Origin of the sequence: Gordonia sp. i37, from assembly GCF_002043085.1 — a bacterium.
Classification (GTDB): domain Bacteria; phylum Actinomycetota; class Actinomycetes; order Mycobacteriales; family Mycobacteriaceae; genus Gordonia; species Gordonia polyisoprenivorans.
Genome location: NZ_MVPX01000111.1, coordinates 1 through 18,883 on the forward strand (window position 1 = coordinate 1; position 18,883 = coordinate 18,883).

Annotated in this window: 20 protein-coding genes; 10 read left to right on the plus strand and 10 right to left on the minus strand. The window is 67.1% G+C overall.

Annotated elements, in window-relative coordinates:
* Positions 1–306 (plus strand): HNH endonuclease signature motif containing protein (locus B1964_RS05085; RefSeq protein WP_139765631.1); only part of this gene is annotated, 306 nt, incomplete at its 5' end.
* A gap of 143 nt (positions 307–449) precedes the next feature.
* Here the strand turns inward: B1964_RS05085 and B1964_RS05090 are convergent.
* The gene (locus B1964_RS05090; RefSeq protein ID WP_079929084.1) at positions 450–1,448 is read right to left on the minus strand and encodes an oxygenase MpaB family protein; all 999 of its coding nucleotides are present in this window, start codon (positions 1,446–1,448) and stop codon (positions 450–452) included.
* 190 nt (positions 1,449–1,638) lie between these two features.
* Here B1964_RS05090 and B1964_RS05095 point away from each other — a divergent pair, with 190 nt between their 5' ends.
* Positions 1,639–2,115 (plus strand): hypothetical protein, encoded by a 477-nt coding sequence (locus B1964_RS05095; RefSeq protein ID WP_079929085.1) that lies wholly within the window; start codon positions 1,639–1,641, stop codon positions 2,113–2,115.
* A gap of 24 nt (positions 2,116–2,139) precedes the next feature.
* Here the strand turns inward: B1964_RS05095 and B1964_RS05100 are convergent, their stop codons facing one another.
* Complete coding sequence (locus B1964_RS05100) at positions 2,140–3,012, minus strand: biotin-dependent carboxyltransferase family protein (protein WP_079929086.1); 873 nt, start codon at positions 3,010–3,012, stop codon at positions 2,140–2,142.
* The gene (locus tag B1964_RS05105) at positions 3,009–3,674 is read right to left on the minus strand and encodes a carboxyltransferase domain-containing protein (RefSeq protein WP_079929087.1); all 666 of its coding nucleotides are present in this window, start codon (positions 3,672–3,674) and stop codon (positions 3,009–3,011) included. The genes B1964_RS05100 and B1964_RS05105 overlap by 4 nt, the downstream gene beginning before the upstream one ends.
* A 135-nt stretch (positions 3,675–3,809) precedes the next feature.
* On the opposite strand from B1964_RS05105, the gene B1964_RS05110 reads away from it, so the two are divergent.
* The 4 genes from B1964_RS05110 (at position 3,810) to B1964_RS05125 (ending at position 7,963) form a co-directional block, all read left to right on the plus strand.
* Complete coding sequence (locus tag B1964_RS05110) at positions 3,810–4,754, plus strand: carbohydrate kinase (protein WP_079929097.1); 945 nt, start codon at positions 3,810–3,812, stop codon at positions 4,752–4,754.
* Between the two features lie 67 nt (positions 4,755–4,821).
* Positions 4,822–6,144, plus strand: coding sequence for a citrate synthase (locus tag B1964_RS05115; RefSeq protein WP_079929088.1), 1,323 nt, complete (start codon positions 4,822–4,824; stop codon positions 6,142–6,144).
* An 82-nt stretch (positions 6,145–6,226) separates the two neighbouring features.
* Entirely contained in the window at positions 6,227–6,595 is a 369-nt protein-coding gene (locus tag B1964_RS05120) for an FKBP-type peptidyl-prolyl cis-trans isomerase (protein ID WP_006368237.1), read from the plus strand.
* 78 nt (positions 6,596–6,673) lie between these two features.
* Entirely contained in the window at positions 6,674–7,963 is a 1,290-nt protein-coding gene (locus B1964_RS05125; RefSeq protein WP_079929089.1) for a deoxyribodipyrimidine photo-lyase, read from the plus strand.
* Here the strand turns inward: B1964_RS05125 and B1964_RS05130 are convergent.
* Positions 7,915–8,979: an AsnC family transcriptional regulator gene (locus tag B1964_RS05130; RefSeq protein WP_079929090.1), complete on the minus strand. Its 1,065-nt coding sequence runs from the start codon at positions 8,977–8,979 to the stop codon at positions 7,915–7,917. The two genes, B1964_RS05125 and B1964_RS05130, sit on opposite strands and share 49 nt — an antisense overlap.
* A gap of 67 nt (positions 8,980–9,046) precedes the next feature.
* On the opposite strand from B1964_RS05130, the gene B1964_RS05135 reads away from it, so the two are divergent.
* Positions 9,047–10,489 carry an MFS transporter gene (locus B1964_RS05135; RefSeq protein ID WP_079929091.1) on the plus strand — a complete coding sequence of 481 codons (1,443 nt, stop codon included), beginning with the start codon at positions 9,047–9,049 and terminating at the stop codon, positions 10,487–10,489.
* 19 nt (positions 10,490–10,508) lie between these two features.
* Here B1964_RS05135 and B1964_RS05140 read toward each other — a convergent pair whose 3' ends face one another.
* From B1964_RS05140 to B1964_RS05155, 4 genes are read right to left on the minus strand one after another with little or no spacing between them, the layout of a single operon-like run.
* The gene (locus B1964_RS05140) at positions 10,509–11,735 is read right to left on the minus strand and encodes an ABC transporter permease (protein ID WP_079929092.1); all 1,227 of its coding nucleotides are present in this window, start codon (positions 11,733–11,735) and stop codon (positions 10,509–10,511) included.
* Positions 11,732–12,628 carry an ATP-binding cassette domain-containing protein gene (locus tag B1964_RS05145; RefSeq protein WP_079929093.1) on the minus strand — a complete coding sequence of 299 codons (897 nt, stop codon included), beginning with the start codon at positions 12,626–12,628 and terminating at the stop codon, positions 11,732–11,734. Before B1964_RS05145 ends, B1964_RS05140 begins: the two co-directional genes overlap by 4 nt.
* Positions 12,625–13,227: a hypothetical protein gene (locus B1964_RS05150; RefSeq protein ID WP_014361231.1), complete on the minus strand. Its 603-nt coding sequence runs from the start codon at positions 13,225–13,227 to the stop codon at positions 12,625–12,627. Before B1964_RS05150 ends, B1964_RS05145 begins: the two co-directional genes overlap by 4 nt.
* Positions 13,227–13,511: a helix-turn-helix transcriptional regulator gene (locus tag B1964_RS05155; RefSeq protein ID WP_006368244.1), complete on the minus strand. Its 285-nt coding sequence runs from the start codon at positions 13,509–13,511 to the stop codon at positions 13,227–13,229. The genes B1964_RS05150 and B1964_RS05155 overlap by 1 nt, the downstream gene beginning before the upstream one ends.
* Before the next feature lie 206 nt (positions 13,512–13,717).
* On the opposite strand from B1964_RS05155, the gene B1964_RS05160 reads away from it, so the two are divergent.
* Entirely contained in the window at positions 13,718–14,173 is a 456-nt protein-coding gene (locus B1964_RS05160; protein WP_253193892.1) for a hypothetical protein, read from the plus strand.
* Here the strand turns inward: B1964_RS05160 and B1964_RS05165 are convergent, their stop codons facing one another.
* Positions 14,174–15,328 carry an NAD(P)-binding domain-containing protein gene (locus tag B1964_RS05165; protein WP_079929095.1) on the minus strand — a complete coding sequence of 385 codons (1,155 nt, stop codon included), beginning with the start codon at positions 15,326–15,328 and terminating at the stop codon, positions 14,174–14,176.
* Positions 15,329–15,405: 77 nt separating this feature from the next.
* On the opposite strand from B1964_RS05165, the gene B1964_RS05170 reads away from it, so the two are divergent.
* Positions 15,406–16,137 carry an enoyl-CoA hydratase gene (locus tag B1964_RS05170; protein WP_035727110.1) on the plus strand — a complete coding sequence of 244 codons (732 nt, stop codon included), beginning with the start codon at positions 15,406–15,408 and terminating at the stop codon, positions 16,135–16,137.
* A gap of 141 nt (positions 16,138–16,278) precedes the next feature.
* Complete coding sequence (locus tag B1964_RS05175; RefSeq protein WP_079929096.1) at positions 16,279–18,117, plus strand: cytosine permease; 1,839 nt, start codon at positions 16,279–16,281, stop codon at positions 18,115–18,117.
* Here B1964_RS05175 and B1964_RS05180 read toward each other — a convergent pair.
* Positions 18,091–18,883 (minus strand): XdhC family protein (locus B1964_RS05180; protein ID WP_079929098.1); only part of this gene is annotated, 793 nt, incomplete at its 5' end. The two genes, B1964_RS05175 and B1964_RS05180, sit on opposite strands and share 27 nt — an antisense overlap.

The window sequence follows — 18,883 nt, forward strand, 5'->3', positions numbered from 1 at the left end:
CCTGGGGCATTGACCTATGCACCCAGCGCCACCTTGCGCGCTGAGGTGCTGGCCAACGACGCCTGGTGCCGATACCCCTACTGCGGCATGCCGTCACATCTGTGCGACCTTGATCATTGGCGGCCGTTCAACCATGCCGACCCCGAGGCGGGAGGCTGGACGGTGCTCGGTGATCTGATCCCGTTGTGTGGGGCTGATCATCAGCGCAAGCATCTCGCCGAGTGGGTGCCGACGCTCTACACCGATCGGCGGGTGCAGTGGCGGAGTCGGTGGAGTGGGCAGGTGATTGTCACCTACCCGCGGTGACGGAGTTCCGCTGTGGGGTGGAACCAGCTACGGCTCACCGGGTCTCGAGGCTCCTCGCTTGCGCTCGTCGCACCTCGACCACCTGGAAAGAATGCCTCGACCACCAAGAAAAGGCACCTCGACCATCGGGAGAAGGGCGTCGGTCAGAGTGATGCGTGGACGTGCGTTGGATAGTCGGCGGTGCGGGCGGCATGCACGGGGCAGTAGTGGATCGGGTTGTCGCGCTCGGCTTCTGGCGGCAGGTTGCGGGCGGGCGTCTCCACCAGGGGTGCGGAGTGCGGTACGCGTCCGCGGACGCGGTCCCATGCGTCACGCGGGCGGGGATGCCGGAGATAGCGTTTCGGCGTCAGTTGGTGCATCACGAGGTTGATCACCCTGCCCAGCAGGCGGAATCGTCGTTCGTCGGCCTCGCTCCACGGCAGGTTCATCATCTCGCGGATGGGTTCATCGTAGAAGCCGGTGGTCAGCCACACGAAGAAGCGCGCGTTCCGCGGTGCGATGTGACGACGCCACAACCCCTCCGGGATGAACGACAGAAACGGTGGGGGTGGTAGCGAGCCGATGTCGAGGACGGTGCGTACCGACTCGTGATCGCGGAGTACATTGCGGCACATGTGGTCCCAGTACTCGAGGAAGTCCTCGTAGGTCTCGGGAACAGGTCGCATCGACACGCCGTACTGCGCGTACCAGACCTTGGACTCCTCGAACAACTGGCGTTTCTGGGCTTCGGTGAGCCAAGGTCCGAATCGCTCGCAGAGCCGAACGTTGCCGTACCAGAAGGTGGCGTGCGCCCAGTAGAAAACGTCGGGATCGAGTGCGTGATAACGTGATCCGTCCGGCATTGTGCCCTTGATGGTGCGGTGATAGTCGCGCACCTCATGGCCGGTCGCGGCCGCACCATCGGTGGCCACCGGATCGAAGACGACGCCGCTGATCGGATACAACGACCGCAGCAGACGCTGCCATCTCTCTCCGAAGAAGTCCGAGTGATCCCAGACGGCCTGCCCCAACTTGGGATGCATGTTCTGCATCGATCCCGCCCACAGGCCCTGGAACATGCCGGTCCACGTCCCCCAGATCTGCCAGGTCAACGAGTCCGGGCCAAGCACTGCGGTGTCGGGTGGGGACGCAACCTGGGTCATGAGACGAAAGACTAGAAGCGTCTCACGCCGGAGTCAAGGCTCCCCCGATCGGGGGAGGCATGGTTCCTCCGGTGAATCGGTGGTCAGGTGAAGAGGCGAACCGCTCATCGACGGCAGAGTCATGGGTGTCAGAAACACCACGGACCGCCGGCCACACACCCGGCGGGCCACGGACGCAAGGGAGACCCCCATGAACACGATCACCACAGCCCGCCGCTTCCGTAACCGCGCACTCATCGGTCTCGCCGGCCTCGGGGTCGGCACCGGACTGGTGCTGGGCGGAGCGGGTCTGGCCACCGCCGGTACCGTGCCGATCACCCATCCCGGTGAGCCGACCGTGGCCATGACGATCACCAACCACACCAACCGCACCGAGTTCCTGCAGGGCGCCACTCCCGGAGCGGGGCAGTGGGTGCAGTCCCCGCGGGCGCAGCTGGCTCCCGGCGCCACCGAGATCATCGTCTCCAACGCACCGCACAGCTCATCGGAGAACGTCATGGTCACCTACCGGATCGGCGCATTCGGCCCCAAGGCGGTCTACAACATCGAGAACGCCAGGGGTGCAGTCAATCTGAACGCCACCGGAACCACCAGCGGCAACTACTGGATCAACGCACACATCGACACCGGCTACCCGACCGTCAATGTCGGCTACGACCTGTGGTGACCGGTGCCGGTTGGTCGCCGGCACTTACCGAGAGCGGAAACGCACCCGGTTGCCGGCGACCAGCTGACCGACCCGCGCCAGTGCCCCGGCGGTGAGTACCGCCACCACCGGATAGCCACCGGTCACCGGATGATCGGCGAGAAACAGTACCGGCTGCCCATTGGGTGGGACCTGAACCGCTCCGTGGGCAACGCCTTCCGAGGCCAGTTCGCCGACATCGGCACGATGGTGCAACAACGGATGATCCGACTCGTCGGGCCGCACCAGCCGCACCCCGACCCGGTCGGCGTCGGCGCTCACCACCCACTCGCCGACCATCAGATCCCCGACCCGGTGCAGGTGCCCGGAACGCGGACCTGCGCTCACATCGAGTTCGGCGACCGGCGGTGGTGTTGCCTCGACCGGCGCATGCGTCACCGCAGGCCATGGCCCGCTCTCGATGCCGACCTCGAGCAGATCACCTGCCGACAACGGCGGCGGCCCAAGCCCCGACAACGTGTCGGTGGACCGCGAACCGAGGACCGCGCCGACGTCGATTCCGCCCCGCACTGCAACGTAATTGCGACAACCCCATGTCGGCGCCGACACGGCCAGTTCCGAGCCCGCGGTCACGGTGACGGTCGCACCGAGGCCGACCGGCACATCGTCGACGAGTACCTGCGCACCCGCCCCGGTCACCGCGATCAGCAGCCCGCGCAGCGCCCGAATCCGTATCCCGCCCAACGTCGCCTCGATGACGGCCGCTGATTCGCGGTTTCCGACAAGACGATTGGCGAGTGTCATCGACACCAGGTCGGCAGCACCCGACCGGGGGACGCCGAGATGGGCCAGCCCGGGCCGACCCAGATCCTGGATCGTCGCGAACGGGCCGGGGTGGATCACCTCGATCGCGCTCACCGTGATTCTCCGGCGTCACTGCGGGCGGCGTCGACGAATCGCACCAGCGTGCCAGGGGCCAGCAACGACGGCGGATTCGCTGTTTCGTCCCACAGGTGGATACCGGTGCGGCCCAAGAGATGCCATCCACCGGGGCTCGTCCGCGGATAGATCGCACTGTATCCGGCGGCGACGGCCACCGCGCCGGCGGGCACCCGGGTGCGCGGCTGCGCGCGCCGGCCGATCCGGAGGAGCGGGTTGTCGGCATCCTCGGGGACGAGGTAGCCGAATCCCGGTGCGAAACCCATGAACTGGACGCGCCACCTCGTCGCGGTGTGCGCGGCGACCACATCACCGACCCCGCACCCCAGGGTGGTGGCGACCGCGTCGAGATCGGCGCCGTCGTAATGCACTTCGATTGTCACCTCGTCGTCGGTGTCCGGCGTCGTGTCGTCGTCGGTGACCGCACCGCGCAACACCCGGTGGATGCCCAAGGAGTCCGCGCCGACGCCGAGCTCGAACTGGATGAGGACGGTCGATGCGCTGGGCACGATCTCGGTGACACCGATCAGGTCGCCCGCCTCGCTCGCCGCACGCAGTGCCCGCTGCGCCCGACGCACCGCGACCGGGTCGTCGCCGAAGTCGAGGAGCACCGCATCGCGTCCCGCGGGCAACTCGTTCATATCCGTCGAATCTACCCGCCCACTGCTGTTTTGGTCTCGTCGTCGTTTCGCCCATAGCCGACATCGACGCCACCGGCGATGGCAGACTGATGCCGTGAAGACGGGATGGACGTGCAAAGTCGTCGGGATCGGTCGATGAGGGAGATCGTCGTGTGCGGCGAGGCGCTGGTGGACGTGGTAGCCACAGCTCCACCAACTGTCGGTGGAGGGCAACTGCCGCCGCTGCAGCCGGCCCTGGGCGGGGGACCGTTCAACGTCGCGATCACCTTGGGGCGGCTGGGAAGTGCGGTCTCGTTCTGTTCGGCGGTGTCGACCGACGACTACGGCGAGGCCATCATGTCGGCGTTGCGGCACAGCGGCGTCGGCACCACCCTGGTCCAACGACGTTCCGAGCCCACCTCGCTGGCCCTGGCGACCATCGGCGCCGACGGCGCCGCCCACTACTCGTTCTACGTCGAGGGCACCGCCGACCGCCTCGTCGCCGACCCCGGGCCGTTCGCGCCGACGGTCGCGGCGCTCGGCTTCGGCACGCTGTCACTGGTTCTCGAGCCCGGTGCGAGCGTGTACGAGTCGACGATGCGTCGCTGCCACGAGGAGGGGCGGCTCGTGCTCTGCGACCCCAACATCCGGGCGGCCGTCATCGCCGACGCCGACGCCTACCGCGCCCGCTTCGCGTCGTGGATGAACGCCGTCGACGTGGTCAAGCTCTCCGACGAGGACGCCGAGTGGCTCGGACGCGGACCGAACGGTTCGCGTCCTGCCGACTGGCTCGAGGCCGGGGTCTGCGCGGTGCTCGTGACCGCGGGCGCCGACGGTATCGACGTCGTCACCGCGTCGGGTACGAGTCGTATCCCGGCGCCGCGGGTGACCGTTGCCGACACCATCGGCGCTGGTGACAGCATCATGGGCGCGATCCTCCACCAACTCGACCGTGCCGGTGCACTGTCGTCGGCCGCGGTGCGCGACCTCGACGACGAGCAGTGGCGCGAGGTGGCGCGGTTCGCCGTGAAGGTGGCGGGGATCACCGTCTCGCGTCCGGGGGCGGACCCTCCGTGGGCGAGCGAGCTCGGGGGAGACTAGGTTAGGTTCTCAAGAGCCCGTAATGGGCGAAGAGGAAAATCTCGCACCTGAGTAAAGGGGTCCACGAGTGTCCGCTGAAACAGTCCCGGCCGACGGCACAACCGATGCGGCTTCGGCAACATTCACTTATCCCGGTGGGCAACTCGAGCTCCCGATCCTGAAGGCCACCGAGGGCAGCGATTCGGTCGAACTGGGCAAGTTCCTGTCCGAGACCGGATTGACCACGTTCGACGGTGGTTTCGTCAACACCGCATCCACCAAGTCGTCGATCACCTACATCGACGGCGACGCGGGCATCCTGCGCTACCGCGGTATCCCGATCGACCAGCTGGCCGAGAAGTCGACCTTCATCGAGGTCAGCTACCTGCTGATCTACGGCGAGCTGCCGACCCCGACCGAGCTCGAGGAGTTCACCAACAAGATCCAGCGGCACACCCTGCTGCACGAGGATCTCAAGCGGTTCTTCGACGGATTCCCGCGCAACGCCCACCCGATGCCGGTGCTCTCCAGCGCCGTCAACGCGTTGTCGGCGTACTACCAGGATTCGTTGGACCCCAAGGATCCCGAGCAGGTCGAACTGTCGACGATCCGTTTGCTGGCCAAGCTGCCGACGATCGCGGCCTACGCCTACAAGAAGTCGGCGGGCCAGCCGTTCCTCTACCCGGACAACTCGCTGAGCCTGGTGGAGAACTTCCTGCGGATGACCTTCGGCTTCCCGGCCGAGCCGTACGAGGTCGATCCCGAGGTCGCCAAGGCCCTCGACATGCTGTTCATCCTGCACGCCGACCACGAGCAGAACTGCTCGACGTCGACGGTCCGGCTGGTCGGCTCGTCGCAGGCCAACCTGTTCACCTCGATCTCCGGTGGCATCAACGCCCTGTGGGGCCCGCTGCACGGTGGCGCCAACCAGGCCGTGCTCGAGATGCTCGAGGACATCAAGAACTCCGGCGGCGACACCCAGGCGTTCATGACCAAGGTCAAGAACAAGGAAGCCGGCGTGAAGCTGATGGGCTTCGGACACCGCGTGTACAAGAACTACGACCCGCGCGCGGCGATCGTGAAGAAGACCGCCGATCAGATCCTCACCTCCCTCGGCGTGCAGGACGACCTGCTCGACATCGCCAAGGGCCTCGAAGAGGTCGCGCTCAACGACGACTACTTCATCGAGCGCAAGCTCTACCCGAACGTCGACTTCTACACCGGCGTCATCTACCGCGCCATGGGCTTCCCGACCCGGATGTTCACCGTGCTGTTCGCACTCGGCCGGCTGCCCGGCTGGATCGCGCACTGGCGGGAGATGAACACCGATCCGACCGGCAAGATCGGGCGCCCGCGCCAGCTCTACACCGGTTACACCGAGCGCGACTACATCGCACGCGGGGATCGCTGAGGCGCTCGCCCACCCCGACGGGCACTCTCGTCCACGAGGGACCCGAGCCACCAGAGAACCGATGACTCAAAGGAGAGTCCCGATGACCAGTGCCGAAAAGCCAGAAGTCGAATTCCCGGAGGGCCCGGCCCCCGCCGAACTCGAGGTCGTCGATCTCGTCGAGGGTGACGGAGCGCAGGCCCAGCGCGGTGACGTCGTCGATGTCCACTACGTGGGAGTCGATTTCGAGTCGGGCGAGGAGTTCGACTCGTCGTGGGATCGCGGTCAGTCCGCGCACTTCCCGCTCGAGCGGCTGATCCCGGGCTGGCAAGAGGGAATCCCGGGAATGAAGGTCGGCGGCCGCCGGCGTCTGACCGTGCCGCCGAACCTGGCCTACGGTCCGCCCGGTGCAGGACACCGACTTTCGGGCCGCACCCTGGTGTTCGTCATCGATCTGCTGGGCGTGGGATAAATCTCCGCCGCCAAGCGCACCCGAGGCGGGTCGGCCGCGTCGACGTCGGAGACGCCGACCGGTACGGCTCTGCTGTGGTTGCGCCGTGATCTGCGTCTGGGTGATCTGCCGGCGCTCGCCGACGCGCTCGACGCCGCCGATCGCGTCCTGATCTGCTTCGTTCTCGACCCCCGGCTCGAGAAGTCCGCCGGCGACCGGCGTCTGGCGTTCCTCTTCGATTCGCTCCGCGAGCTCGATGAGCGCCTCGACGGTCGACTCCTTATCGTGCGGGGTCGTCCCGACGAGGAGATCCCCCGGCTGGTCGAGGCCGTCGGTGCGTCGTCGGTGCATGTCTCCGAGGACTTCTCGCCGTTCGGGCGTCGTCGCGACGAGGCCGTGATCGCGGCGCTCGACGACGCCGGTGACGTGTCGTGGGAGCCGGTCGGATCGCCGTACCTGGTGTCGCCCGGTCGCGTCACCAAGGCCGACGGCAGCCCCTACAAGGTCTTCACGCCGTTCCACCGGCAATGGCGTGATCACGGGTGGCGTAAACCCGCGTCGACGTCGGTCACCGCCGGTGATCTTCTCGACCCGTCCGACCTCACCCGCTCCGGTCGCATCCGAATCCCCAAGGCGCCCACGACGACCGACATCCCAGCCGGCGAGGCGGCCGCCCTGGCACGGTGGGCCGAGTTCGTCGCCGAGGATCTCGCCGGTTACGACGACGACCGCAACCGGCCCGATCTCGATGTGACGAGCCGGATGTCGGCGTACCTGAAGTTCGGCAACATCCACCCGCGCACCCTGGCCGCGGACCTGACCGGCACCGGCAACGGTGCGCAGGCGTACCTGCGCGAGTTGGCATTTCGCGACTTCTACGCCGATGTCCTCCATCACTGGCCGGAGTCGGCGTGGCACAACTGGAATCGCCAGTTCGACGGCATCGACCTCGACACCGACGCCGCCGCCGACCGGCGATTCGACGCATGGAAGCAGGGGCGCACCGGTTTTCCGCTCGTCGATGCCGGCATGCGCCAGCTCGCGCAGACCGGGTTCATGCACAACCGGGTGCGGATGGTCACCGCGTCCTTTCTCGTCAAGGATCTGCACCTGCCGTGGTGGTGGGGTGCGGGGTGGTTCCTCGATCAGCTCCTCGACGGCGACATGGCGTCCAACCAGCACGGCTGGCAGTGGGCGGCCGGCACGGGAACCGATGCGGCGCCGTACTTTCGGGTGTTCAACCCGGAGGCGCAGGCCAAGAAGTTCGACCCGGACGGCGCATATGTCGCGCAGTGGGTGCCCGAGTGCGGCACCGACGACTATCCGGAGCCGATCGTCGATCACAAGGCCGAACGGGAAGAGGCGCTGCGTCGTTTCGGCGAGATATGAGGTGGCGCGAGTTTGTCGCCGTGCACGAGTGCGCCCGCATGTTTCACCCGGCGCAGCAGTGGGACGAGTTCGTAACCGGTGATCCCGTCCAGCCTTGCAAGGTCTTCGGTGACAAAGGAATAGAAGTCGTCGGGGCCTGCGCCGATCACGTTCGCGGTCAGATTGGCACGGCTGGTGACCGCGGCGGCAAACGGGATTCGGGGATCGGTACCCAGCGCCCGCCCCACTGCGGCGAGTGATCGCGGCGCGACCGTGAGCCATAATGTGTTGCTGCGCAAACCGATTGCCGCGGTTGCCAGGTCCACATGGAAGTAGGCCACCCCGGAGCCGACGAGACGTTCCACGCGACGCGTCACCTTCCCGGGCGTACTCCCCGCAGTGCGCGCCAGCGTCGAATATGCGACCCGGCCGTCCCGGCCGAGTTCGTCGATCAGGAGGCGGTCGATGTCGTCGAGCTCCGCCCGAACACCCTTCGACGGCACCACCGGTGGCGCCGTCGCCCGCAACGCCGCGGTCTGCGCGGATGTGAGTACACCGCTCCACGTGTCCTGATGCTCGCCCGCTCCGCCGATGTAGGTATGCAGGATCTCGGCAGGTGCGACGTCGAGCACCGGCGCGGACCTCGGCAACATCTGGTGCAGCAGCTCGTGCGTCTCGGCGTCGGCGGGGGCTCGGAGGTTGAAGTCGACCTCCCAGCCGGCCCCGTAGATCGAGACCCACGACACGTCGCCGCGCGCGGCGATCGCCCGTGCGATGGTGTCGGCTCCCTCCGGTCGGCAGCGCACGCGTACGAGCCAGTTGGCGCCGCCGGTGCCGTGCAGATCGGCGGTCATCGTGACCCGCAGGTATCCGTCGCGGCGCATCCGTCGGTAGCGTCGGGCCACCGTCTGTTCGGCCACGTCGAGGATCTCGGCGAGTTCGGCAAAGGCCACCCGCGGTGAGATCTGTAGCGCCCGGGTGATCTGCGCATCCAGGGTGTCAAGGGTGGAGGATTCCAACGCGATTCGGGCGCTCATGGTTGGAATCCTACGTCTGCTCGGATCGAGGGCGACGAATGGTCGTTCGGGTCGCCAGACTTTGGGCATGGCAAGAAAATGGTGGACTCTGGTCGTCGTCTGCGCGGCGACATTCATGCTGCTGCTCGACGTCACGATCGTCGTCGTCGCACTTCCCGACATCGAGCAGACTCTCGGAGCGAGCTTCTCCCAGCTCCAGTGGGTCACCGACGCGTACGCGTTGGCGCTGGCGTCGCTGTTGCTGACCTCCGGATCGATCTCGGACAAATTCGGCCGACGCCGCATCTTCTCGATCGGGCTGGTCATCTTCACCCTCGGTTCGCTGCTGTGCGGGGTGGCGCAGGACCCGACGATGCTCATCGTGTCCCGGGCGCTGCAGGGCATCGGCGGGGCGATGCTCTTCGCGACGTCGCTGGCGTTGCTGGCCGCGACCTTCCACGGCCGTGAACGCGGACTGGCCTTCGGCGCATGGGGTGCGGTCACCGGCATCGCGACGGCTCTCGGACCGATCCTCGGCGGTGTGCTGACCACCGGTATCACCTGGCGGGCGATCTTCCTGGTGAACCTGCCCATCGGCATCGTCGCCCTGTACCTGACGCTGCGGATGGTCGACGAGTCGCGCTCGCCGCACGCGCGGCGCATCGACTGGCCGGGAGTGCTCACCTTCACCGCGGGACTGCTCGTCGGTGTGTACGGCCTCACCGAGGCGGGGCAGCGGTCGTGGACCGACGGCCTGGTGCTGGGGTGCTTCGCGGCGGCCGCGGTGCTCCTGGTGGCCTTCGTGATCGTCGAACTGCGCGTCGCGCAGCCGATGTTCGATCTGGGGTTGCTGCGCATCCCGACCTTCGGTGGTGGGCTGATCGCGGCCTTCACGATGAACGGGTCACTGTTCGCGATGCTGCTCTATCTTGTTCTCTACCTGCAGAATTCGCTCGGCTTCTCGGCCCTGCAGACCGGCCTGCGGCTGCTGGTGATGTCGGGTTGCACGATGATCTTCGCGACGATCGCCGGCCGTCTCTCCGAGCACATGCCGGTGCGATGGCTGATCGGCCCCGGGCTGGTGGCGGTGGGCGGCGGACTGTTCCTGATGACCGGGCTCGACGCCGGCTCGTCGTGGACCCATCTGATCCCCGGGCTCGTGATCGCCGGCATCGGCAGTGGCCTGGTCAATCCGCCGCTGGCCGCCACCGCGGTCGGTGTGGTGCCGGTGCACCGGTCCGGGATGGCCTCGGGCATCAACACCACCTTTCGTCAGATCGGCATCGCGGTGGGCATCGCCGTGTACGGATCGCTGTTCAGCTCGCGGATGACCAGTTTTATGCACGACCACCCGGCCGGTGGCGTCCACGCCGCCTACGCCGACGGACTGAACCTGCTGTTCTGGGTCAGCGGTGTGGTTGCCGTGCTCGGTGGGGTGTGCGCACTGGTGATGATCCGATCCAAGGACTTCGTGCCGCACGGACCCGCGCCGGTCGCCGACGACGAACCGGAGCAGGTCCCCGCGAGGTGAGTCACCGGGTCGTGGGATGTCACCGGGTCATCGACAGCGCCTCGGACCACTTCACCCGGCTGCCGGTCCGCAGGATCGACCGCTGGTAGATCCGCGCCGCGATCCAGGTGGCCACCGCGCAGGCCGCGATCATCAGGATCAGGGTGATGACGATCTGCATGGCATCGGTGTCACCGGTCGCGATCCGGATGGGTACCAGCACGGCGGAGAACGGCGGAATCCAGGTCAGCACCTGGATGAAGGTGGAGTCGAGGGCCTGGATTCCGAAGATCCCCGCGTACATCACCGCCATCGACAGCACGGTCAGCGGCATGATGGTCGACCCGAGTTCCTCCTGACGGGACACCAGCGCTCCGGCGGCGGCGTACAGCGTGGCGAAGAAGACGAATCCGAGGAGAAACCAGATGAGGGTGGCCGCGAACATCCCGACCGCGGTGCCCGCGATGGTGAGCATTCCGGTTGCCGCACCGGCGATCAGGGCTGTCGCGCCGAGCACCACCACCTGACCGAGCGCGACGACGCCGATGCCGAGGATCTTGCCCCACATCAGGTGCAGCGGTTTGACGGTGGCCAGCAGCAGCTCGACGATGCGTGAGGTCTTCTCCTCGACGACGCCGACGGCGATCATGTTGCCGCCGAGCATGATGGCCATGATCAGCAGCATCGCCCCGACGATGGCGATGATGATCCGCTGGCCGTTGCCGGGCTTGGCCGGCTGGGTCTGATCCTCGGCGATCGTGGCACGTGGCAGATCGGCCGCATCGACACCGCGTTGGGCCAGACCGGTGGCGAGGGTGGTCTGGGAGATCGATGAACGCAGCACACCCGAGAGCGTGTCGGAGAGTCCGTTTTTGCTGATCAATGTGAAGGACCCGGACGGTCCGACGACGATCGCGCCGTCGAGATCACCGCTGTCGACCTGGGAACGGGCCTGGGCCGGGGAGTCGACGGTCCGCACCGAGACGGGGGTGCCGGCGGCCTTGCCGACCTCGGTGACCGTCGTCGAGAGGGAGGTGTCGGCGCCGACGATGCCGACCTTGTCGGTGTCGGTGCCGCCGCCGCTGAACGCCTTCCAGACGATCAGCCCGATCACGATGACGAGCATCAGCGCGATGGTGCTCCACAGGAACGACTTGGTGCGGGCGCGGGTGGAGATCTCGCGTTCGGCGATGAGCCACACCGAGGTCATCGCGCCGGCACCGCCGTCGGGTGCGGTCGGGGGCAGGGTCTGGGTTGGGGTGCTCATGCCGATACCACCTCTCGGAACATGTCGGTCAATGACGGTGTGGATCTGGTGAAGCGGTGTACCGGCCCGGTGTGCAGGGCCGCGGCGAGCACCTGCTGGTCATCGACGGAGTCGGGGTCGATGCTCAGCAGCGTGGTCGGTCCGTAGTCGGCGTCGAGAACCCCGGGAATACCGTCGGCCCAGGCGGTTCCGATGCCGGGGCCCTCGACCTCGAGGGTCACCCCGCCGCGGGCGCGCAGGCTCTCGACGCTGCCCAGCGCGCGCATCTGTCCCTTGACGACGATGCCCACGCGGTCGCACAGGCGCTGCACGAGGTCGAGTTGGTGTGAGGAGAAGATCACCGGGATGCCCTCGGCCGCTTTCTCTTTGAGGACGTCGCTCATGACGTCGACGGCGACCGGGTCGAGGCCGGAGAACGGCTCGTCGAGAACCAGGACCGCGGGGTCGGCGATGAGTGCGGCCGCCAGCTGGACGCGCTGCTGGTTGCCCAACGACAGATCGGCCACGTTGTCGCCGAAACGTGATGCCACGCCGAGACGTTCGGTCCAGCGGTGCGCCGACTCGTCGGCCTGGGCCGCCGACATCCCGTGCAGCCGGGCGAGGAAGCGCAACTGATCGCCGACCTTCATCTTGGGATAGAGTCCGCGCTCCTCGGGCATGTAGCCGATACGACGACGGGTGGGCAGGTCGATCGGGCGGTCGCCGAGTGCGACAGTGCCCGAGTCGGCGGCCAGTACGCCCAGGATGATCCGCATGGTCGTGGACTTGCCGGCGCCGTTGCTGCCGACGAAGCCGAAGATCTCCCCGGGTTGGACGGTGAAGGTCATGTCGTGCAGGGCGACGACGTCACCGTATTTCTTGTGTAGGCCGTCGATGATCAACGGGTCGCTCATCGGAGCTCTCCCTTCCAGGTGGACGATTCGGGTTCGGCATAGTCTTCGGGGTCGGAGTCGGCCATCCACCACGCGGTGAGCATCGACGGCAGCACTCCGGCGGCGAGTACCAGCGAGATCAGCAGAATGGCGACGCCGTAGATCGCCTGGCGGTCGATGTGGTCGGGGATCGACATCGCGATCAGGATGAAGTACGGGATGAACATCAGCGAGAAGAGCACGATGAAAGCGATCGAGCGCGCCGAATTACGTTGGGCGAGCTGGATTTCGTCGAGGGCGCTGACCGGTGCGTCGCCGACCGAGCCGGTGATGATGCGCAGGAGTCGCTGAGCGGTGATCGTGACGACCGCGCCGAGTATCCACGGCGGGAGGAACCAGATGTCGGAGAAGAACCCGATGACGGCACCCACGATCATCAGGGCGATGGCGAGCGCCTGGGCGACGACCACGCGCCGGTAGGCGCGGCGGTTGCGCCAGCGGGGCAGCCGATGCGCGTGGCGTGCGGTGAAACGGCGGTGACGCTCACCGCGCCACTCGTCATAGCGTCGCCACAGTTCGGGCTGTGCCTCTTCGGGGATGGCTGAATTCTGGTCGTACATCAGGCACCTGTCCCTTCGTTGGATCGGCGGGAGTACAGCTCGGCCGACATCGCGCCGAATTCGGTGCGACTGAACACCGCTTCGACGGGGAGCTCGAACACATCGCAGATGCGGAAGGCGAGGTCGAGGCTCGGATAGTGATCACCGCGTTCGAGAGCGCCGACGGTCTGCACGTTGATCCCGACGAGTGCCGCCAGTGCGGCCCGAGACATCCGACGCTCGGCGCGCAGGACGCCGATGCGGTTGAAGATCGGGAGCTTTTCTCCCCGTCTGACCGGACTCATAGAACCAAGTGTTGGGAAAACCCAACAATCTGTCAAGTCTGCATGCGGAACTGTCGTCCGTTCGTGTGCTCTTCCGCCGAAGGGCCGCGGGTTCGGTCGCGCCCGTGACACGGTGAGGACGTTCGTGTCCCGAGGGGTGGGTGGTAACGAGTTCGGGGGAGAACAGAAGGCCTCCGATGGCCCGATCGATACCCGGTGCCGCCCGGGTGAGCGCCCCAGTCCTGGTCACCGCCGCCGTGGTGGTCGCGTCGTCCACGGTCGGTCTCGCACCGGCGCAGGCCGCGCCGGCCACGCGATTCTGCGCGATGACCTATGTGAACCCGAATCTCGCCGATCTGGGGCTACTGAGATCGACGAGCTCGGTCACGGTGGCCTCGGCGGGCTCGGGCACCGTGTCGCTGACGGTGACGACGCCGCCACCGCTGCTCGGATTCGATCAGCGCGTGCGCGTGTCGTGGACGAACACCGCCCCGGGCGGTGGTTCCGGCGACGCATCGTCCGGGTGGACCCGCATCGGCACCTTCGGCGGATCAAGCACCGTGGCGCGCATCGAGACAGGTTCGGGCCGAGTGGCTTTCGACGTCACTGTCGACACCCTCGGCGCCCTCGTGCGCTACACGAGCTCCGGCGCGTGCCGTGGTGAGCTGTCGGTGAACGGCTGATCAGGAGGCGTCGAGCAGATCGACGATCACGCGTGCGGCCTCCCGGCCCGCCCGATTCGCGCCGATCGTCGACGCCGACGGTCCGTAGCCGAGCAATTGGATGCGGGGATCGGCGGCCACGGTCGTGGCGAGTCGGCCGGTCATGGTGATCCCGCCACCCGGCGCACGCAGGTGCAGGGGCGCGAGATGGTCCAGCGCACTGCGGAATCCGGTGTTCCAGAACAGGACGTCGACGTCGAGTTCGGTACCGTCCCCGAGATCGCCGCCCCTGAGATCGCCGACCCCGAGGTCACCGCTACCGCAATCCCAGCACACCCCGGTCTCGGTGATCCGGGTGAACATCGGTCGCCACTGCAGAATCCCGTCGCGCCGGGCCGCGGCGATGGCCGGCGTCAGTGACAGGCCCGTCACCGACACCACCGAGGTCGGCGGCAGGCCGGCACGCACCCGCTCCTCGACACGTGCGACCGCCGCCCGGCCCTCCTCGGGGGTGAAGGGTCCATCGCGGAAGTGCGGCTCGGTACGCGAACACCAGAACGTGGTGACCTCGGGGGCGTTGCGGGCGATCTCGATGAGGAGTTGGATCGCCGAGATCCCGGCGCCGACCACCAGGACGCGTTGTCCGGCGAACTCCTCGGGTCTGGTGTAGTCGTGGGTGTGCAACTGGCGTCCCCGGAAGTCGCCGATGCCCGGGATGTGCGGGATGAACGGCCGATCCCAGGTACCGGTGGCGTTGATCAGCGTCCGCGTCGTCACCTCGGTTTCCCGGCGTTCGCCGTGCTCGTCGGGCGCCACGATCGACGCCCGGAAGCCGTCACCGTCGCGGTGCACCGCGCGCACGTGGACCGGTCGCGCCACCGTCAGCCCGAACTTCTCCTCGTACCGACCGAAATAGTCGGGGACGGCGGTGGCCGCCGGGAACTGATCGCACTCGACGCCGAGCGCCTCGACGAGCCCGTATCCGGGCAGGTCGTGGACATGATTTGCGGCGGCGAGGGTCAGCGTCGGCCATCGGTACTGCCAGGCGCCGCCGGGGCTGGGTGAATGGTCGAGGAGCCGATACCGTCCGTGCAGCCCGAAGCGTTCCAAGAAGTAGGCCGCCGACAATCCCGCCTGCCCCCCGCCGATGACGAGGACATCGGTATCGGTGTGCATCCCGCCAGCCTGTCATGTCCATGTGAGCGGCATGTACCGGCCTCCGGTCGGCCACCGGCTCGGTAGGCTCTGCGTTCATGATTGCAACGAGTGCAGATGGTGCGGTGACGACAATCGAACTCGACCGCCCCGACAAGCGCAATGCTCTCAACGGAGAGGTGATCGAGGCTCTCGGCGCGGCCTTCACCGCCGCGGTCGATGCGGGTGCACGGGCGATCGTGCTGACCGGGCGTGGCAGTGCGTTCTCCGCCGGCGCCGACCTGTCGGGTCCGGTGTATGACCCCGGCTTCCTCGACCACCTCGTCGCCACGTTGCAGCAGATCGAGTCGACCCCGGTCCCGGTGATCGCCGCGGTCAACGGTGCGGCGCTCGGCGCCGGACTCCAGCTGACCATGGCCGCCGACCTGCGGGTCATGGCACCCGATGCGATCGCCGGCATCCCGGCCGCCAAAATCGGTGTCGCCGTGGATGAATGGACCATCCGCCGGTTGGTCTCACTCGTCGGCGCCGGGCAGGCCGCCGGGATGCTGATCGGCTGCGATCCACTCTCGGCCGATCGGGCCCACGACCTCGGATTCGCCAATCGCATCGGTGATCTGGCCGACGCCCAGCATTGGGCGGCGACCATCGCCGAACTGGCGCCGCTGACCCTGCAGCACTACAAACTCGTCCTCAACGGCGACGGCGCCCGGGACGTGGCACCGGAGGAACGTCATGCCGCGATGATGCGTGCCTGGCACAGCGACGATCTCGCCGAGGGCCGCGCCGCGCGCGCCGAGCGCCGAGCCCCACGCTTCTCCGGAAAGTAGTTCGGGCCCATCGGTTCGGTGCCTCCGGTGTTCGGATTGCCCGGTTTGCCGAGCGCGTAACGTTCCCGAAACATGCAGGGGTGCCTTTCAGAAACGCGTCAGCCCTAGCGTGATCGCAGTTCATTCCTGGAAGGGGACTGCGTGTCGAAAAAACACCACGGAGCCGACGATCTCTCCGCAGGGGTCGGAGAGATCGAGAACGCCGAACACAGCATCATCGCCACTGGTGCGCAGGCAGCCGCCGCGCGTGAGTCCTTGGAGGACTACACACTTCGGTTCGCACCGCGCAGCTATCGCAAGTGGGGCCCGGGGGTCGTCGCGATCTCGGCCCTCGGCGGTATCGCCTACCTGGCCGACTTCGCGATCGGTGCCAACATCGGCATCGCCAACGGCACGGGAAATGCCTTGTGGGGCATCCTGTTCTTCGCGGTGGTGATCGTGCTGACCGGCTATCCGCTGGCCTACTACGCCGCGCGGTACAACATCGACCTCGACCTCATCACGCGCGGAAGCGGATTCGGTTACTACGGCTCGGTGCTGACCAACGTCATCTTCGCGTCCTTCACCTTCATCTTCTTCGCACTCGAGGGTTCGATCATGGCGCAGGGCCTCCAGCTGGGCCTGCACATCCCGCTGTGGATCGGCTACCTGCTGTCCTCGGTGCTGATCATCCCGCTGGTCATCTACGGCATGAACACCCTGGCGAAACTGCAGGTGTGGACCACCCCGCTGTGGCTGATCATGATGGTGCTGCCGTTCCTGTACCTGGTGATCAAGCACCCGTCGGCGATCGGTGACTTCTTCGCGTTCAGCGGTGTCGACTCGGCGGGCAACCCGCTGGGCAAGGGTGTCAGCTTTGCCGGCACCATGCTGGCCGCAGGCGTGTGTCTGTCGCTGATCGCGCAGATCGCCGAGCAGATCGACTACCTGCGATTCATGCCGCCGCGCACCCCGGAGAACAACCGCAAGTGGTGGATCGCCACCCTCACCGCCGGACCGGGCTGGGTGTTCTTCGGTGCCATCAAGCAGATCGTCGGCCTGTTCCTGGCCGTGTACCTCATCGGCATCAGCATCGACAACGCCGGGATCGCCAACCAGCCGGTGCATCAGTTCGTCGAGATCTATCAGGACTTCCTGCCGCACTGGCTCGCACTGACCCTCGCGGTGATCCTGGTGGTCATCAGCCAGGTGAAGATCAACGTCACCAACGCATACTCGGGATCGCTGGCCTGGACCAACGCCTTCACCCGCGTCACCAAGACCTACCCGGGTCGACTGGTGTTCCTGTTCTTCAACGTCTTCATCGCCATCGTGTTGATGGAAGCCGACATGTTCAGCTTCCTAAACAACCTGCTCAACTTCTACGCCAACTGCGGTATCGCCTGGATCGCCGTCGTGGCCTCCGACATCGCGATCAACAAGTACCTGCTCGGGATCTCGCCCAAGCAGCCCGAGTTCCGGCGCGGCATGATCCACAACGTGAACCCCGTCGGGTTCGGATCGCTGATCGTGTCGGCGGGAGCCTCGATCCTGGTGTACTTCCACGTCTTCGGTGATGCGATCCAGCCGTACTCGCCGCTGGTGGCATTGGTGCTCGCCGTCTTGTTGCCGCCGATCCTGGCGCTGGCCACCAAGGGCAAGTACTACCTGCGTCGTCACGACGACGGCATCGACATCCCGATGTACGACGAGCACGGCAACCCGACCGATGCGCGCCTGCTGTGCTGTGTCACCGGCATCGAGTTCGAACGCCCGGACATGATCGCCTCGGCGGTCCCCGGCCCGAACGGTGAGAAGCAGTACATCAGTTCGCTGGCGCTGTCCTGCGACCGCACCGGTGAGCATGTGCTTCCCGCACAGGACATGTCGGCCGCCCCGACGTCGTCGGTCACCTCCGACATCGCCGTCGATTCCACCACCGGCGAACCCGCGGCGGAGTCGCCGGCCTCGGGGTCACCGGTGGATGGGTCCACTCCGTAGCGTCAACGACATCCCCGAGGCGTCGTGCCGGTCGGCGATCAGTTGAGCGGCGATCGACACGGCGACCTCGGCCGGGGTGTGTGCCCCGAGATCCAAACCCAGCGGAGAACGCAACCGCGCCAACTGATCTGCTGTAACGCCCGCCTCGACGAGGCGGGCGTTTCGGTCGGCGACGGTCCGTCGGGAACCGAGCGCGCCGACGAATCCCACCCGGTCGGAACCCAACGCCGTGCGCAACGCCGGCACGTCGAACTTGGTGTCGTGGGTCATCACGCACACGCAGGTCGACCTGTCGGTGCGGTGTTCGGCGATCTCGTGGGCGAGATAGCGATGGGGCCAGTCGACGATCACCTCGTCGGCGTCGGGGAACCGCGCGCGGGTCGCGAACACCGCGCGGGCATCGACGACGGTCACGTGATGGCCGAGCGCCGACCCCAGGGTGGCGAGCGCGCGGACGAAATCGTTGGCGCCCACCAGGATCAGCCGTGAGCGCGGGCCGAAGGTCTGCACGAACGTGCGTGGCCGGTCACCCTGTGGGCCGGTCTCGCAGTCGTCGACGCCGATGATGCCGCTGCGTCCGGTGGCGAGTAGGTCGGCGATGTCGGCGTCGAGGTGTCGCCACGGTCGCTGGTCCTCGGAAGTGGCCACATGCCATGCCGGGCTTGCGCTCAGGGTGGCAGCCAGGGCGATCGGTGTGCCTGCGGCCACCGCCGCGGCGAGCCACCGCACCGCGCTCAGGTGCCCGGCGCCGAGCGGCTCCCCCAGC